General features: G+C 65.4%; 12 protein-coding genes. 2 read left to right on the forward strand and 10 right to left on the reverse strand.

Annotated elements, in window-relative coordinates; genetic code table 11:
• Positions 1-6 precede the first annotated feature (6 nt).
• From pknB to AC3ENJ_RS11155, 7 genes are read right to left on the reverse strand one after another with little or no spacing between them, the layout of a single operon-like run.
• Entirely contained in the window at positions 7-1,953 is a 1,947-nt protein-coding gene (pknB, locus tag AC3ENJ_RS11125) for a Stk1 family PASTA domain-containing Ser/Thr kinase (RefSeq protein ID WP_498957869.1), read from the reverse strand.
• Positions 1,954-1,965: 12 nt separating this feature from the next.
• Positions 1,966-3,726 (reverse strand): protein kinase domain-containing protein, encoded by a 1,761-nt coding sequence (locus tag AC3ENJ_RS11130; RefSeq protein WP_431814100.1) that lies wholly within the window; start codon positions 3,724-3,726, stop codon positions 1,966-1,968.
• Complete coding sequence (locus AC3ENJ_RS11135; protein WP_431814101.1) at positions 3,723-5,168, reverse strand: peptidoglycan D,D-transpeptidase FtsI family protein; 1,446 nt, start codon at positions 5,166-5,168, stop codon at positions 3,723-3,725. Before AC3ENJ_RS11135 ends, AC3ENJ_RS11130 begins: the two co-directional genes overlap by 4 nt.
• On the reverse strand, positions 5,165-6,769 hold the full coding sequence (locus AC3ENJ_RS11140; RefSeq protein WP_431814102.1) for an FtsW/RodA/SpoVE family cell cycle protein: 1,605 nt from the start codon (positions 6,767-6,769) through the stop codon (positions 5,165-5,167). Before AC3ENJ_RS11140 ends, AC3ENJ_RS11135 begins: the two co-directional genes overlap by 4 nt.
• Positions 6,766-8,316 carry a PP2C family protein-serine/threonine phosphatase gene (locus tag AC3ENJ_RS11145; RefSeq protein WP_431814103.1) on the reverse strand — a complete coding sequence of 517 codons (1,551 nt, stop codon included), beginning with the start codon at positions 8,314-8,316 and terminating at the stop codon, positions 6,766-6,768. Before AC3ENJ_RS11145 ends, AC3ENJ_RS11140 begins: the two co-directional genes overlap by 4 nt.
• Positions 8,317-8,319: 3 nt before the next feature.
• A complete protein-coding gene (locus AC3ENJ_RS11150; protein WP_190782054.1) occupies positions 8,320-8,838 on the reverse strand; it encodes an FHA domain-containing protein FhaB/FipA in 519 nt (172 codons plus the stop codon).
• A 1-nt stretch (position 8,839) separates the two neighbouring features.
• A complete protein-coding gene (locus AC3ENJ_RS11155; protein ID WP_190808056.1) occupies positions 8,840-9,664 on the reverse strand; it encodes an FHA domain-containing protein in 825 nt (274 codons plus the stop codon).
• A gap of 208 nt (positions 9,665-9,872) precedes the next feature.
• Between AC3ENJ_RS11155 and AC3ENJ_RS11160 the strand changes: the two genes are divergently transcribed.
• Positions 9,873-10,529, forward strand: a complete 657-nt coding sequence (locus AC3ENJ_RS11160; protein WP_190808055.1) for a PepSY domain-containing protein — start codon at positions 9,873-9,875, stop codon at positions 10,527-10,529.
• Between the two features lie 60 nt (positions 10,530-10,589).
• On the opposite strand, the gene AC3ENJ_RS11165 is transcribed toward AC3ENJ_RS11160, so the two are convergent.
• A complete protein-coding gene (locus AC3ENJ_RS11165; RefSeq protein ID WP_431814104.1) occupies positions 10,590-12,641 on the reverse strand; it encodes an oxidoreductase in 2,052 nt (683 codons plus the stop codon).
• A gap of 187 nt (positions 12,642-12,828) precedes the next feature.
• Here AC3ENJ_RS11165 and AC3ENJ_RS11170 point away from each other — a divergent pair, with 187 nt between their 5' ends.
• Positions 12,829-13,431 carry a Dps family protein gene (locus AC3ENJ_RS11170; RefSeq protein WP_190782050.1) on the forward strand — a complete coding sequence of 201 codons (603 nt, stop codon included), beginning with the start codon at positions 12,829-12,831 and terminating at the stop codon, positions 13,429-13,431.
• A gap of 92 nt (positions 13,432-13,523) precedes the next feature.
• On the opposite strand, the gene AC3ENJ_RS11175 is transcribed toward AC3ENJ_RS11170, so the two are convergent.
• Both AC3ENJ_RS11175 and serA read right to left on the reverse strand, forming a co-directional pair.
• Positions 13,524-15,215 (reverse strand): SLC13 family permease, encoded by a 1,692-nt coding sequence (locus tag AC3ENJ_RS11175; RefSeq protein ID WP_431814105.1) that lies wholly within the window; start codon positions 15,213-15,215, stop codon positions 13,524-13,526.
• A 221-nt stretch (positions 15,216-15,436) separates the two neighbouring features.
• Positions 15,437-16,633 (reverse strand): phosphoglycerate dehydrogenase, encoded by a 1,197-nt coding sequence (gene serA / locus AC3ENJ_RS11180; protein ID WP_431814106.1) that lies wholly within the window; start codon positions 16,631-16,633, stop codon positions 15,437-15,439.
• Positions 16,634-16,639 lie beyond the last annotated feature (6 nt).

Here is a 16,639-nt window from a genome sequence, read left to right on the forward strand (position 1 = left end):
GCCGATCTAACCCTGGGACCGGGACGGGGAGGGCGAAGCATTCTGCCCGTCACCGTCCGATTCGGGCCCGGTGGACGGCGTGGGATCTTGGGTCGGCTCGTCACTGGGCTCCGGCGTTGCAGTGGGTGACGGTGTGACCTCACGCGCTATTGTCAGCGTGATCGTGGAACCCTGGGCCACTGCGGAACCGGCCGGAGCCGATTGTTCGAGCACGGTGCCCGTGGACTCCTCCTCGGAATCCCGCACCGCGATGTTGTAATTCAGCCGTACGTCGTCCGCGCGTAGCGCATCCTGGGCCTCGGTGCGGGACATCCCGACCACGTCCGGCACGGTCACCCGGCCGGTCGAGACCTGCAACTGCACGGCGCTGTCCTTCTCGACCGTGGTGCCGCCGGCGGGATCGGTGGACAAGACCACGTTCTCCGGCACGGTTGCGCTGTTGACGGTGCTGACCGCTCCCACGCTCAGACCGGCTTCGCGTAACGCATTGCGGGCATTGTCCAGGCTCTGACCCACCAGGGTATTGGGGACATCCACGGTGGCGGGACCGTCCGATACCGTCACGGCCACGCCGGAACCCGCCTCCACCTGACTGCCCGCGGACGGATCCATGGTGATCACGTGCCGTTCCGGCACGGAATCACTGTTCTCGGTGCTGAACGTGGGCTCGAGTTGCGCATCGCGCAGCGTGTTCTCCGCGGTGGTGCGGTCCATTCCCTCGACCTGCGGTACGGAGACCATGGCCGGTTGTTGCGCTTGTTGCTCCTGCCACCACTGCACACCCATGACCCCGGCGATCCCGAGCCCGGTGAGCAGCAGAACCGCGAGAACTGCGGGCAGAATCCAGCGGCCGCGGCGCTTGTCATGGCGCGCGGCCGGATCCGCGGCTGCCGAGCCGACACGGCCCCCGGTGTCCTCGTCCGGGTCCAGGCCGTAGTGCGCGGACGCGTCATCCGTGTAGGCAGCGTGTTCGGCGGTTTCGCTCCGGCCGGCGGCGACCACGGCACCGGTGCCGACCCCCGCGCCCACCGCGGGCAGCGCCTTGGTATTGGAATCCATGGTCTTGGTCGTATCCAGGGCCTGCGTGGCTTCGAGATCGTCCGGTAACTGCGCGAGAACGGTGCGCAGGGCGCGGCGCATCTGCGCGGCATCGGAGAAGCGGTAATCCCGGTCCTTGGCCAGCGCCTTCTCCATGAACCGGTCCACGGACTGGGGCAGCTGGGGGTTCAGGGCCGACGGCGCGGGAGGCGCGTCCCGCACATGCTGCGCCGCGATGGCCACCGAGGATTCGCCCACGAACGGGGCGCGACCGGTGAGCATCTCGAACAGGACACAGGCGGCGGAGTAGAGGTCGGAGCGAGCATCCACCGCGACGCCGCGGGCTTGCTCCGGAGAGAGGTACTGGGCGGTTCCGAGGACGGCCTGAGACTGCGTGAGGGCGGCCTGCGTGTCTTCCACGGCGCGCGCGATACCGAAGTCCATGACCTTGACGGCGCCGTCCGGGGTGACCTTCACATTGGCCGGTTTGATGTCACGGTGCACGATACCGGCGCGGTGGCTGAATGACAGCGCGTCGAGAATGCCCAGCATGTACTCAATGGCCTGATCGGGTTCAATGCCCTTACCGTGAATCAGCTCGCGCAGGGTCTGGCCGGGAACGTACTCCATCACGATGTACGGCCTGGTCACACCATCGGGGCTCTGGGGCGTGATCTCGCCCGTGTCGTAAATGGAGACGATCGTGTGGTGATTGAGCGAGGCCACGGCCTGGGCCTCGCGCTGAAAACGCTCGTGGAACGTATCATCCGCGGCGAGCTCGGGCCGCAATACCTTGATGGCTACCAGACGCCCCAGACGGACGTCCTCACCCAGGTGCACGGTGGCCATGCCACCGCGTCCAATGACCTCACCGACCTTGTACCGTTCGTTGATCAGGTCAGGCATCGTGGGCATTCCCATGTCCGATCACCCCTCGGTACCGGATCCTTGGGCGGTGCCGCCGCTATCCTGCTGATTCTGGGCAGCGTCATCCCCTGATGCCTCGCCCACGCTCTGCAGCTGGCCATTGGCGGGCGACGACGCCGCGGCGTCGTCGGGACCTGCCGCGGCATCTGGGGTGGCCGCCGCCTCGGGCGCGCCGGTCGTACCGGGAGCCTGCGTGGGCTCATTGCCCGGTTGCGGTGCCTGTGTCTGCGCGGGCTCGGGGCTCTGCGTGGCCGGGGAATCCGGTGTGGGAGCCTCCGAACTCTGCTGAGTGCCGCCGTTGTTGCTGTCCTCGGATGACCACGCGACGTACAGGATCACGGTGGAACCCACCGCGACTTCGGTACCGGCCTCGGGGTCCGAGGAGATCACGGTGCCGGCTGCGCGACCGCTGCCCTGTTGCAGCCGTTTGTCCACGTTCACACCGAGCTGGGCGATCTTATTGGCGATTTCATCCCCGTCCTCACCCACGATGCTGGCCGGGAGCGTGACCATGTCCGTGTCGGGGCTGGCGGTGGAGGAGGTCACCGTGCCCTGCGGGGCCTGATTCTCATCGCCACGATTGCCCAGTGCCCACAGGCCGAAAATCAGCCCGCCCAACAGGAGCACCACCAGGGCGAGCAGCCACGGCCACGCGGTTCTGCGGCGCCCGTTCGACTCGGAGCCGCCCTTGCTCGAACCGTGGGAAGGGTCCACGGCATCGAACTGGGCGGTCGAGGGGTGGGCACTGTACTGGGGATCCGGCCTGTTGGCGGCGGCTGCGGAACCGACGACCGCCGGTGCGGCGGCCGAACCCGTGGAACGCGGCATGGCCCGGGTGTGATCGCCCTTGACCGGAGACATCGCCTCGGTGGGCTGGTCATTGTCCTGCTGGTCGGGCAGCAACGCCGCCATTCCCGGAACCATGGCCACAGCGGACTTGACGTCATTGCGGCGCAACGCATCCACCGCGTTGGCCAACTTGCCGGCGTTCTCCGGACGGTCCTGCGGATCTTTGGCAAGCATGGACATGATCAGGGCCCGCACCGGCTCCGGAATACTGTCCGGCAGCGGCGGCGGCGAGTCATTGACCTGCGCCAGGGCAATGGCAATCTGGGACTCGCCCGTGAACGGACGTTTCCCGGCGAGCAATTCGTAGCCGATGATCCCCAACGAGTAGATGTCCGAGGAACCCGTGGCGGTCTGGCCGGTGGCCTGCTCAGGAGCCAGGTACTGGGCCGTGCCCATGACCTGACCCGTGGCCGTGAGGGGGACCTGATCGGCCAGCCGGGCAATGCCGAAGTCCGTGACCTTGACCCGGTTGTCCGGGGTGATGATCAAGTTGCCCGGCTTCACGTCACGGTGCACCAGCCCCTGCGCATGCGCGGCAGCAAGGGCACGGGCCGTTTGACCGATGTAGTTGAGTACGGTGTCCGGTTCGAGCGACTTCTTGCGATCGATCACGTTGGACAGCGGATCGCCGGGAACCAATTCCATGACCAGGAACGCGGAACCCTCATCCTCCCCGTAGTCGAAGACATTGGCTACGCCGGGGTGGTTGAGCAACGCAGTGTGACGTGCCTCGGCGCGGAATCGTTGCAGGAAGGTCGGGTCACCGTTGTACTCGTCCTTGAGGATCTTGACGGCCACGATGCGGCCCAGGACTTGGTCCTTGGCTTTCCAGACCTCTCCCATACCGCCAATGGCGATACGTTCTGTGAGTGCGTAGCGCCCGCCCAGAATGGTGTTCGACGATGGTCTCACTGGTTCAACACCGCCTCAAAGAGTTGCTTGGCGCTCGGACTGGTCAACTGTGCACCGGTGGTCACGTCCACATCCTCGATGACCACCGCCACCGCAATCTGGGGGTCGTTTGCGGGCGCAAAACCAGTGAACCACGAGTCGTTCAATCCCGCTTCGGATCCGATCTCCGCCGTGCCCGTTTTGCCGCCGACCTCCACACCGGGAACCGAGGCACCGTTGGCGATCCCTTCGTCCACGACCTTCACCATCAGGTCCTTGACGGTCTGCGCGGTCTCCGGGTCGGTGGAGCGGCGCAACTGCTCGGCCTCGAACTCCTGGATCACGGACAGGTCGGATGAACGCACCGTTTTCACCAGCTGCGGTTTCATCATCACGCCGTCGTTGGCGATCGCTGCGGACATCATGGCCACCTGCAGGGGAGTGGTGCGTACGTCGTACTGGCCGATGGAGGACAAGGCGAGCTGGGAGTCATTCATGTCCTCCGGGAAGATTGAGGGAGTCACCTGGAGCGGAATGGACAGGTCCTGCCCGTACCCGAAATTCTCCGCGGTGTCGCGGATGGCATCCTCTCCGAGGTCCATCGCGATCGAGGCGAACGGCGTGTTGCAGGATTGCTCGAGGGCGAACTCCAGATCAACCTCGGTGCGGGCAGCGCAGCCACCGCTGCGGTAGTTGGGCAGGGTCACGGTGGTGCCGGGCAGCGGAAGCTCTGCCGGGTTGGGCAGCGTGGAGTCGGTGTCGTACTGGCCGGATTCCAGGGCCGCCACGGTGTCGATGATCTTGAACGTGGAGCCCGGTGAGTACAGATCACCGGCGATCGCCCGGTTCTCCAGCGGCTTGTCATCGTCGCTGTTGAGCTCCTCGGCAGCGGCCACTACCTCATCCGTGTTGTGCGAGGCCAACCGATTGGCATCGTAATTGGGACTGGAGGCCATCGCGAGAATCTCCCCGGTCTGTGGGTTCACGGCAACGATCGAACCCTTGTGGCCTTCGAGCAGGTCGTGTGCCAGTTGCTGGAGTTCGGGGTCCAGGGTCAGTTCGACGGAGGCACCGCTCGGTTGATCACCGGAGAACAAGGACACCACCCGGTTGTAGAACTGCTCGTCGGAAGCACCGGAGAGCTGTTCACCCATGGCCGCTTCAAGACCGGTGGCGCCGTACACCAGCGAGAAGTACCCCGTCAGGTGTGCGTACAGGGGAGAACTCTCATAGACGCGCTGGTGTTCGAAATCGTCCTGGGAGGGTACCGACTTCACGATTTCTTCGCCGTCCACCAGGATGGATCCCCGGTCGGATCCGAACTGATCGTACAGCGCTCGGTTGTTCCACGGGTTGGCCTCGAGGGTTTTGGCAGCGAAGAACTGAACGTAGGTCAAGGCCAGGAGAAGGACAACCACAATGGCCACGGATGCGAACCAGATTCTGCGGATGGCTGTGTTCACGGTCTTCCTCCTTCCGGTGTCGAATCGGTTGGGTCGGGGGACGGGGAGCCGGAGCGGCCCCTGATCCGAGAAATGGCTTCGGTGGCGGTACCGGCGTCTTCGGAGGCGTCGCGTGTGCCGGCCACGGAGGACGAGAGCTCGGTGGTGGGCTCGGGATCCACGGTTTCCTTGTCAGTGCCCCGGCCCTCGCGAGTTGCTTTCGTATGGGCTTGGAGCTCCGCGTAATCCTCGTCCGTGGCGGGACCGGTCAGGGTTGGGCGGCGGGCCGTGTGCGAGATGGCCAACAGAATCGCCGCGATGATCCAGTTGGACACCAGTGACGAGCCACCGGCGGACATGAACGGCGTGGTCAAACCCGTCAGCGGCAACAACCGCGTCACACCCCCGATGACTACGAGCAACTGAATGATCATGAGCGCGGACAATCCCGCGGCCAACAACTTGCCGAACGCGTCGAAGGTGCCCAGGGCAGCGCGCATACCGCGGGTTGCGAACAACAGGAACAATGACAGGATCGCGCCCAGCCCGATCAGCCCGAGCTCTTCGCCGAACGCCGTGATGATCATGTCCGAATTGGCATACGACACCAGGTCCGGCCGCCCTTGGCCCAGCCCCTGGCCGAACAATCCGCCGGAGGCCAGGCCGAACAGGCCCTGCACGATTTGCCCGGATCCGCCCAGGGGGCGGTTGTAGACCTCGGGTTCGAAAGCGTTCAACCACGAGTCCAGGCGCTGGCTCACGTGGGAGAAAATCCGGCTTGCGACGAAACCGCCCACGAGCATCAGGGCCACGCCCAGCACGATCCAGGTCGCGCGGCCGGTGGCCAGGTAGATCATGACCAGGAACAGTCCGAAGAAGAGAATGGCGGTACCCAGGTCCCGTTGCAGCACCAGCACGCCGATGGCGATCACCCACGCTGCGAGCATGGGGGCGGTGTCCTTGAAACGCGGCAACCGGACCGGGCCGATCTTGTGCCCGGCCAACAGGATCAGGTCACGGTTGGTGGACAGGTAACCGGCGAAGAAGATGGCCAGCGTGATCTTGGCGATCTCACCGGGCTGGAAGGTGCGCCCGGCAATCGAGATCCACAGGCGAGCGCCGTTGATCTCCACACCCAGGCCCGGGACCATGGGCAACAGCAGCAGCAGTGCGGACAACAAGAGGCTGATGTAGGTGATCTTGCGGAGCAGGCGGTGGTCCTTGAGTAACCACAACACGACGCAGGCGACCACCATGGCCAGCCCGGTCCAGATCACCTGGGTGTCCGAGGCGGTCTGCCCCGTGGACAGGTCGATGCGGTGGATCATGGCCAGCCCCAGGCCGTTGAGTGTCACGGCAATGGGCAGCAGGTAGGGATCCGCGTGGCGGGCGCGAATCCATAGCACCACGTGAATGAGTAGGCCGCCGCCTGCCAGGACCGCACCACTGGTGATGATGCGGGCCGGATCCTCGACCAGGCGATCCGGATCGACCAGAATGTTTGCGCCGATCCCGATGGCAAGAGCCACTATCAGCAGCAGAAGTTCGGTGATGCGCCGGGGCTTGGGAACCATGTTCTCCCCGGGTGCTTGGGCGGGGGCGTTCGTTGTCGCGCTGCTCACGAGGCATCACCACCGTTGTCGGGGCCGGCGGAGGGCGCACTCGTGTCCTCCGGCGTGGGCGTGATGACCGTGACCCGGCCGGTGGGTTGCGGGTTGGGTTCGTCGCCGTTGGAGGAAACCAGCTCGTCGACGATGCGCTCGGCTTCTTGGTGGCTGCCCGCGGGAATGGTTCCCCGCACCCGCTCCTGCACGTAATTGGGCAGGCTGTCCACATCCACCGTGGTGGTGCTGTCCAATTCGCTCAGACTGATGGGCCCCAGGCTCTGGGAGACGCCGTTGTAGATGGCCACCTTCCCGTTGTTCTCGCCCACGTAGTACTGCGAGGACGTCCAGGACTTCGCGGCCCAGCCGCCCAGCAACAGGGCGAGGGCGGCCAGTCCCAGGAGCCCGATGACCAGCGCACGACGCCGCTTGCCCCCCTTGCGTTGCTTCCGCTCGCCGAACAATGCATTGCGGACCTCGTCCGGATCCGACGGGACGTCCAACGTGGAGGTGCGCAGCATGGTCGCGCGGCGGCGCGCCACGGAATCCGTGACCGTGGGGATCCTTCCGGTCTGGGTGGCATTGGCCGCCGCGCCCACGAGCAGGTGGGGCCGTTCGGCGAGGTCTCTGCGCAGCTCCGCGGCGGACGACTCCTTGCTCGCCTCTGGGCCCTCCTCGGGGGTGTGATGACCGTCCGAGTAGCCGGCACCGGCCACGGGCGAGTCCAAGCTTGCGTTCCACAGATCCTCGTCGGCCAGTTGTTCGTCCGAGGTGCGGCTGTTGTCGGGAATGGCACCCACGGTTTCCCCGGTGGCGGGCGCAGGTTCGCTACCCCGCGGGATTTCCTGGACCTCGACAACAATCACGGTCACGTTGTCCGGGGCGCCGCGATCCAGGGTGAGTTCCACCAGGGAGTTCACGATCTGGTTGAGATCCCCGGTGGAGCGCATGATCGATTCGATGGTTTGCGCATTGACCACTGCATTGAGTCCGTCGGAGCACAATAACCACCGTTCACCGACCCGGGGGGTGATCGTTTGCACCTCGAGTTCGGGTGAGGCATCCACATCACCTAGAACGCGCATGAGCACGTTCTTGTGCGGGTGGCTCTCGGCCTCTTCCGGGCGCAGCCTGCCCTCGTCGATGAGCCGCTGAACAAAGGTGTGGTCCGTGGTGACCTGGCTGAACCCCTCGGTTTCGGACCAGCGGTAGGCGCGGGAATCGCCGATGTGGGCCACCGAAATGGTGTCGCCGTCAATCAGCAGTGATGTCACGGTGGTGCCCATGCCTCCCAACCGCGGGTTGGCCTGCACGAGCTTGGCAAGGTTCTGGTTAGCGTTCTGGATCTCGTCCGCCAGAATCGTTTCCGCGTCACCGTTGTGGCCCGCGTGGTCCAGGTGAGTGAGGTCGATGACGGCGGATGCGGATGCGACATCGCCGCCCACGTGGCCACCCATGCCGTCCGCGACGACGGCCAGGTACCGACCCGCGTACGCGGAGTCGTCATTCTTGGAGCGGATGCGGCCGACGTCCGAGCGCGCGGCAAAACGGAAAGCAATGGGCATGGGTCAGGGCCTCAGTTCCATCACGGTGCGCCCCACACGGAACTGCACACCCGGGTCAACCGCTGCCGCGCGGGAGAGTTGTTGGCCCTGGATGTATGTGCCGTTGGTGGATCCCAGGTCTTCGAGGAACCACCGTGAACCCTGCGGGAACAGGCGCGCGTGGCGGCCGGAGGCGTAATCGTCCTCGAGGGGGACTGTGGCCTCGGCGGAACGGCCCAGCAGTATGGGGGCGGAGCCGAGTTGAAAACTACTGCCGGACAGCGGCCCGTCTATGATCACCAGGGTTCGGGGGCGGTAGCGGGTGCCGCCGGTGGTGGTAGCGCCGGAATCATGACCGGCCGGCGGTGTCGCGGGGCGTTCCTTGCCTGCGTTGGCCCGTTTTTTTCGTGCGCTGTCGATGGCCGCGCGGGCCCTGTTGCCGACCGCGAGGTCCCGTGCCTGGGAGGCGATGATGGCGAAAATAAAGATCCACAGCAACGCCAGGAACCCGAAGCGCAATAGCGTAATGGTCAGCTCAGACACCTCAGCGCCCTTCCTTGGGGACTAGCAACCGGAACACCAAACGGGTGCGCCCCATGGTAATCACTGATCCGTCGACCAGCTCGGCACGACCCTGAATGCGTTCACCGTCAACGTAGGACCCGTTGGTGGATCCCAGGTCCACGGCCAGGTAGTGCTGACCCTGGTGCCGGATTTCCAGGTGCTTGCGGGACACGCCGGTGTCCTCCACGGTGATGTCCGCTTCCGTGGAACGGCCCACGCTCACGCTCGCCGCGTTCAACGAGAAACGCTCGCGGCCGACCTCGATCACGGGGACGTAATCGACCTCCGGCTGCGGCTCGCGCGCCACGCGGGGTGGGGTGGCGGCGTCGAACGAGGTGGGGCGCGGTGGCCGCTGCGGCGCGGGCTGGGGCTCCGGCGCTCGCACCGAGGCCGACGCCGCCCCGGCCGAGCTGCCCGCGCCCGGCCCGGAATCCGTGCGTTCGGCGGAAGAAATGATCGTGAACTCCCCGGCCTCGAGATCCGGATTGCGGATGAAACTGACGCGCACCGCGCCCTGCAGCGTGTACGCCTGAGACCTGGCGTGGCGGATGATCACATCGCACAATTCCTCTGCCAACTGGGTGCCCCATTCCTGGGCGCGGGGGAAATCGTCGTCGGAGAACTGCACGGTGAAGACATTGGGTGCCATGGTGCGGCCCGCGGACATCGTGAATGATTCCTGATCCAGCTCGCGGCGCAGGGCGCTGGCAATTTCCACGGCCTCGATCCGCTTGCGGGAACCCGCGGTGAAAGCGGTGCGTACGGCTTTCTCGATTCCGTTTTCCAAACCGGTCCAAAAACCCACAGCCGCCTCCTTCCGCGCCAACCCGTGGCATTGTCGTGTGCGCGCCAACCGGGGTGAGGCAGGCGTGCGACGGTGAGTAGTCCCCAGAATAGTAGACACGGTGTCTGAGTGACCGGTGAAAAGAGCAAAGGGCGCGGATGCTTTCGTCGCGAGCGAAGATTTTGGCGTAATACCGTACAAATCAGCGCGCGGACGGGATGATAGAACTATGAAGCACACTGAGAAAATTCTGACCCTGAGTTCCTCCGCCGTGATCGGTGCGCTGCTGCTCACCGGCTGCGGAGGAAGTAACGATGAACCCGCCGCGGAAGCGCCCGCCGAGACCACCGCGGCGGTTCCGGAGAACGAGTCCACTGCCGAGATCACCGATGATCCCAGCGACGGTGAGGCTTCGGCCGCCAGCGAGAGTCCGTCGGCGTCTGCTGCCGCCGGCGATCAGAACGGTGGCCAGGCCGCGTCCCTGGCCGCTGTGGACACTCTTCTCGCCAAGTACGAGGGTGGCGACGTGGTGGAGCTCGACTACGACCGCGACAACGGTACCTTCGAGGCGGACGTCATCCAGAATGACACCAAGCACGAGGTCACCCTGGACGGCGCCGGTGAGAACATCACCAACGAGCAGGAGGACGGCACGGCGGATCAGGATGATCTGGACGAGCTGGGCAGGGCGTCCATCTCGATCAAGGAGGCCGTCGAGAGCGCCTTCGGTGAGGTGTCTTCGCAGGGCGGCACCGTACTGCTCGATGATGTTTCCCTGGACGATGACAACGACACCCTCAACTGGGAAGTTGAGCTGGACATCGACGACAGCGATGCCACGTACTACGTGGACGCCAACAGCGGATCGGTCAGCAGCAACAATTAAGTGCTACCGTTCGCCCGCGCCGTGAGCGCCGCGGCCCTGCCTTGTCGATGTGTTGTCGACTCAGGGCAGGGCCGCCGCCAGTTCCACGGCCTGTTTGATGGCGCGCTTGGCATCCAGTTCGGCGGCCACGTCGGCCCCGCCGATCACGTGGACGGGGCGCGCATCGCCCGCCAGGTCCGCGGCCAGCTCGGTGCGTGATTCCTGGCCCGCGCAGAGCACTACGGTGTCTACTTCCACGAGCGTTTCCACCCGGGGCGTCTCCAGGGCAATGCCCCCGCCCCCGTGTACGTGCGCGTCCGGGGTGGGCGCGGTGATGCGAACGCCTCGGTCGGTGATCTCCCGGTATTCCACGCCGGTGATGAACTGCACGTTGGCCATGCGCAGTTCCAAGCGGTGGATCCATCCGGTGGTGGGGCCCAGTCGTGAACCGGGTTTGGTGGTGCTGCGTTGCAACACGGTGACCCGTCGCATCGGGGGCTCGGGCGCCGGGGTCAGCAAGCCGCCGCGGGCTTCCAGTGAGCGATCGATGCCCCACTCCGCGTAGAAGTCGGCGGAAGGGTTGTGCGTGAGGAAGTGCGCGACGTCGTACCCGATGCCGCCCGCCCCGATCACCGCGACCCGGTCACCCACCGGTGCGCCCTCGAGAACCTCCTTGTAGCCGAGCACGGCGGGGTCGGTGTCCCCGGGGATCCCGGGGCGGCGGGGGTGGACACCGGCGGCGATGACCACCCGGTCCGCGAAGGCGAGGTCCGCGGGGGTGGCCCGGTGCCCGGTGTGCACCGTGACGCCCAGTTCGCGCAGGCGCGTGGTGAAGTAGCGGATCGTGTGTTGGTAGTCCTCCTTGCCCGGAATGCGACGAGCCAGTTGGAACTGCCCACCCAGCTCGGGTTGTTCCTCGAACAGTGTGACGCGATGCCCGCGTTGCGCGGCAGCTTCGGCGAAGGCCATTCCCGCGGGGCCGGCACCCACCACGGCGATCTGCTCAGCCGTGCGCGTGGGGCCCAGCACGAGTTGCGTCTCGCGCATGGCGCGCGGGTTCACCAGGCAGGACATGCGTCGGCCGGTGAACGTGTGGTCCAAGCACGCCTGGTTGCAGGCAATGCACGTGTTGATGCTGTCCGGCTGGCCCTCCCGCGCCTTGGCGACGAATGCGGGGTCGGCCAGGAAGGGCCGGGCCATGGTCACGAGGTCCGCGTCCCCGCGGGCCAGGACCTCCTGGGCGAGCTCGGGGGTGTTGATGCGGTTGACCGTGGCGATCGGGATGCGGAGATTCTCACGCAGCGCGCGGCTGACCCACGTGAATCCGGCGCCGGGCACGCTCGTGACGATCGTGGGGATGCGAGCCTCGTGCCAGCCGATGCCCGTGTTGATGATGGACGCACCCGCCGTTTCGACCTCCCGGCCCAGGGCCAGAACCTCCTTGAACTCCTGGGCGTCCGGGACGAGATCCAGCGCGGAGAGCCGGTACATCACCAAGAAATCCGGACCGGTGCGCTCGCGGACGCGCCGCACGATCTCCGTGGCGAAGCGGCGTCGGGCGGGCGGCGAACCACCCCAGCGATCGGTGCGCCGATTCGTGTGCTCGACCAGGAATTCGTTGATCAGATACCCCTCGGAACCCATGATCTCCACGCCGTCGTAGCCGGCCTGCCGGGCCAGGTACGCGGCGCGCGCGAAGTCTTCAACGGTGCGTTCGACGTCGCCCTCGGACAGTTCCCGCGGTGTCACCTTGTTGATCGGGGCGCGGATGGGTGACGGGGCCACGGCGTGCTCGTGCATGGCGTAGCGGCCCGAGTGCATCAGTTGCAGGGCGATGAGGCCGCCGGCCTCGTGTACAGCGGTGGTGACCACACGGTGACGTGGCAGCTGGTCCTCGGTGGTGAGGTGGGCGCCGTGGTGGCGCGCGGCGCCCTCCGGGTTGGGGGAGACCCCACCGGTGACGATGAGCCCCGCCCCGCCGCGCACACGTTCTACATAGAAGGCCGCGAGCTCGTGCTCACCGCCGTCCTTTTCTTCGAGTCCGGTGTGCATCGAGCCCATGATCACGCGATGGGGAAGGGTTGTGGAACCCACGGTGAGAGGGGACAGTAAGTGCTGGTAACGCGCGGTCATCCGATACTCCAAGTCTCAGGTACTGGGACCAAGACTAGGTGATCAGTGACCCACGTCACCAATTACTCCGCGGGTGAACTGTTTGCCTGGTGGAGCGTTTGGGAAATTGTTATTATTAGTACATCAAAATAAACCGCACCATGACAGCGGCGAGTTTTCAGTACGCCGGGTGCACAAGGAGGTTCACATGGGTAAGAAGTCCAATAAGAACGCCAACTACACCGTTCCGGGGCTGACCACTGCCGAGGGTCATGCTCTGGCGGATACGCTTCAGCAGCGCCTGAACGCATTGAACGACCTGCAGCTCACGCTCAAGCACGCCCACTGGAACGTGGTGGGCCCCAACTTCATCTCCGTCCACGAGATGCTGGATCCCCAGATCGAGACCGTCCGCGGCTTCGTGGACGAGGTTGCCGAGCGCATGGCGACCATGGGTGTTTCGCCCATCGGCCTGCCCGGCGCGATCGTCTCCTCACGCACGTGGGACGACTACGACGTCATGCGCGCCACCGGCGTGGAGCACCTGGCCGCCCTGGACGTGGTCTACTCCGGTGTCATCAAGGACCACCGTAAGGCCATTACGAAGGCCGGCAAGGTGGATCCCATCACCGAGGACATGCTGATCGGTCAGGTCAAGGGTCTTGAGCTGTTCCAGTGGTTCATGCGTTCCCACATCGAGTCCGCGTCCGGTCAGCTGGAGAACTCCAGCGCTGCCACCGAGAAGGGCGCGGCCGAATCGGTTGTCGCTGACAAGTCGGGCAAGTCCATCAAGTCCGCCAAGAAGAAGTAACACTTCGGCGAACAGGCATCTGATGGCCCGGAACCGTGTGGTTCCGGGCCATCAGTGCGTTCGAGCCCTGGTGGGCCGCGGGCGGTGGAGTGCTAGTAGGTGAGTCCGAAGACCCACACGGCAAGTGTCATCGTCACCAGGGTGATGAGCACCATGGCAATGAGGTTCAGCCAGATGCCGCCGCGGATCATTTGCGTAATGGTGACGTAACCGGAACCGAACGCAATGGCGTTGGGCGGGGTGGCCACCGGGAGCATAAACGCGCAGGTTGCGGCCAGCGCCACGGGGATGGCCAGCAGCATGGGGTCAATCCCCAGGCCCATGGCCACGCCGCCGGCAACGGGCAAGAACGTTGCCGCGGTTGCGGTGTTGGAGGTCAGCTCGGTGAGGAGCAGGATGCCGGCTGCGAAGATCAGCACCATCAAGACCATGGGAACCCCGCCCAGACCCTGCGCCTGCTCACCGATCCACTCGGTCAACCCGGACGAGGAGAACTGCGATGACAGCGCCAAACCACCGCCGAACAGCAACAGCACGCCCCAGGGAAGTTTAACGGCGGAATCCCAGTCCAACAGGCGCACACCGCGGGCGGCGCCGGCGGGGCAGAAGAACAACAGCAGGCCGACCACCATGGCGATACCGGCGTCCGAGATGGGCGGAGTGTCGAAGATCGTCGGCACGAAAACCCAGGAGAACGCGGCCAGAATGAAAATGGCCAGCACACGCCTCTCGCCGGAGGACATGGCACCGAGCTTGGCGAGCTCGTCCTGAATGAGTTCTTTACCGCCCGGGATCTCGGTGATCTCCGGCTTGAACAGCACCTTGGTGAGCAGGAACCAGCAGATCGCCAGCATGACGACCGACAGGGGCACACCCACCAACATCCACTGCCCGAAGCCGATCTGGATGTCGTGCGAGTCGGAGAGATAGCCGGCCAGCAGCGTGTTCGGCGGGGTGCCGATGATGGTGCCCAAAGAGCCGATCGAAGCCGCGTACGCGATACCCAGCATCAGCGCCGTACCGAAATTGGACTTGATGATCTCCTGCTTGACCGAGCTGTCCTGGGGGTCGGCCTCTGCGGCCGTGCCCGTTCCGGGATCGGCCGGGGCCGCGGCGTCGTGGGTGACGTCACGTGTGTTGGACGCGGAGGCGTCGGGTGTGGGGCCCGCACCGGTGTCGGTGCCGTTGCCGATCTTGGTGACCAGGAGCAGGACGGACACGCCGATCGGCAGCATCATCACGGCGGTCGCGGTGTTGGAGACCCACATGGACAAGAAACCGGTGGCCACCATGAATCCGGCGACCATCTGGGTGGGTTTGGTGCCGATGATCTTCACGGTCAGCAGGGCGATGCGGCGGTGCAGGTTCCAGCGTTGCATGGCCAGCGCCAACAGGAACCCGCCCATGAACAGGAAGATCACGTTGTTGCCGTAGGAGGCTCCCACGTCGTCGAACGCGACGTCATCGCCGAGAACCGGGAACACCACCAACGGGACCAGGGCGGTTGCGGGCAGCGGGAGCGCCTCAGTCATCCACCACGCACCCATGAGCACGGCGGTGGCTGCGGTGAGGCGGGCGCCCTGGGCCACGTCCCCGGGCATCAGGACGTACACGAGAAGCGCCAGGATCAGCCCGGCACTCAGGCCGAGCCATTTGATGCGGTGGGTTTTCAGGTCCTCGGACGATGCTCGTTCACCGGGGGATTGGAAGTCGACCTCTTCGCCGCGGCGTGGGTCTGGATCGAAGTTCTTGAGGTGCGCGCCGGGCACCGCGGGGTGACTCATGAGGGATCTCCACGTCATTGTGATGGGAATTACGTGGAATTCATTCTATGAAGTTACTGAGTGTTTCTTCCGCAGGCTTGACTGGCGGCGGGTCACGAGCGATAACGGCCCGCCCCGGTGATTCGGGGCGGGCCGTTGGTGCGGGTCGACGCGCTGCTGCGGCGGGTTCGCGGCGGGTGCGACGCGGCGTCCGTTGCGGTGGGCGACGGCCCCGGGGGCCGCTAGTTGACCGTTGTCACCCGGATGGTCTCCGGTAGGGCCTTGATGGCGGCCACCACCTCCGGGGTCACGCCGTTGCCGCAGTCGGTGACAAGGTAACCGGTTTGGCCCTTGGTGACCAACTGCTGCCGGTCCACGTTGATGCCGTGCTCACCCAGTACCGAGTTCACGCGGGCCAGCACGCCGGGCAGGTTGCTGTGGATGTGCATCAGGCGGGTGCCCAGGATGTCCGGGTCGAGCTGCATTTCGGGGAAGTTCACGGACAAGCTCGTGGAACCGTAACGGCTGTAATCGATCAGCTTGCCGGCCACGAATTGACCGATGTTCTCCTGGGCCTCGGCCGTGGAACCTCCCACGTGCGGGGTGAGGATCACGTTGGGCAGGCCCTGCAGGGGTGAGGTGAACGGGTCACCGGCTGCCTTGGGTTCTGAGGGGAACACATCCACCGCGGCGCCGGCCACGTGACCCGACACCAGGGCCTCGCGCAGGGCTTCATGGTCCACCACGTGCCCGCGGGACAGGTTCAGGAACAGCGAGCGGGGGCGCATCTTGCGGAATTGGTCGCGGCCGAACATGTTGGCGTTGTCGGGGCGGCCGTCCACGTGCAGGGTCACGGTCTCCACGGACTGCAGCAGTTCGTCCAGGGAATCGCACTTGGTGGCATTGCCCATGGACAGGCGGTCCACGGTGTCGTAGAAGAAGACCTTCATGCCGAACGCTTCGGCCAGCACGGACAGTTGTTTACCGATGTTGCCGTACCCCACAATGCCCAGCGTGCGGCCGCGGACTTCGTGGGAGCCCTTGGCGGACTTGTCCCACACGCCCTCGTGCATGGCTTTGTTCTTGTCGGTCAGGTGACGCGCCATCACGATGATCTCGGCCATTGCCAGTTCCACCACGGACCGGGTGTTGGAATACGGCGCGTTGAACACCACGGTGGCGGTGTCCGTGGCGGCGGTCAGGTCGATCTGGTTGGTGCCGATGCAAAACGCACCAATGGTCTGCAGCTGCGGGTGTGCTTCCAGCACCTCGCGCGTGACATGGGTCTTGGATCGGATCCCCAGCATGTCCACTCCGTGCAGAGCGTCCTTCAACTCGGTGGGGTCCAGCGCGCCCTTGCGGGTCTCGACCTCGACTCCGCGGCTGCGCAGGAGGTCAACGGCGTCGGGATGGATGTTCTCAAGCAGTAAGGCCTTCACACGGAC

This window comes from Kocuria sp. cx-455, assembly GCF_057707085.1.